General features: G+C 60.4%; 1 protein-coding gene and 1 pseudogene. Both read left to right on the top strand.

The annotated features are described in order from the left end of the window. Positions 1 to 429, top strand: a pseudogene (locus tag ACXJ7R_RS34550) (hypothetical protein); the annotation flags it as partial. Positions 430 to 432: 3 nt separating this feature from the next. Then, the coding region (locus ACXJ7R_RS34545) for an alpha/beta hydrolase family protein (protein WP_457155707.1) at positions 433 to 901 on the top strand (469 nt) is incomplete at its 3' end.

Below are 901 nucleotides of genomic sequence, written 5' to 3'. Positions count from 1 at the left end.
GTGCTCAACGACGCCGGCCTGTCAGACTTCGGTGAGTTGCGCAAGGCAATCACACGCCGGCAGCACGACCTCTATTTCGTCGCCGGCAAGCCAGCCTTCACACTGATGGCCGAGCGCGGCACCGGGCGCTACGTCGGCAGCGCTTTCGTCACCTTGAACCGCGAGATGCGTGAACGGCTCGCGTGTCCAGGACCACGCAGGCACCGCACCGAAGGACATGAAGCGTCCAGCGACGCAATGGGTCAAGCCGGGGCTGATCGGGCGCGTGAAGCACCTACGAGGCGAGGAAGATCTGCGGCATGCATCGCTGCAGGATTTCCGGGAGGAGAGTTAGGGTCAAAACTCAATGGTGAGATAAACGCATTGCCAATGATAGCAATCTGCGCCAAAATTTCCCCCTCCGAAGGCCGACGATAYGGAGCCGGCTAAGAGGTGCGTTATGGTCTGCAGATGTTCACTGTCCCCGACATTTCTGGCAAGCATCCCATGCCGACCATAATCTGGTATCCCGCTGCCGGTCCCGCCCCCGATCCCAACGCCACAATCTTGATGGTGTCGATGGATGCGCCCGCGGCAACAACCGGTCCCTATCCGTTGGTGATCTTGATCCACGGGCTCGACGCTCTCGGCGCTTCATACGGCACGTTGGGTCGGCAACTCGCATCGTATGGTTTCGTCGTCGCAGCCGCGGACTACGATACTGGACTCAGCGGACCGCTGGACGAAGGAGTTAGCCGGGAGGATGGGAGGGCGATCTGGCTGCTCTACAATCACCCTGCCAATGTGGTCCGGGTGATCGAATACACTGATTCATTGACCGCCCCGGGCGGCAAGTTGGCCGGGATAATCGATACCTCCCGCATCGGTGTTTGGGGACATTCGAGCGGCGGAACCACAGTGT

The sequence above is a fragment of the Mesorhizobium sp. P5_C1 genome, from assembly GCF_054049815.1.
This window is presented reverse-complemented; position numbering and strand designations above follow the sequence as displayed.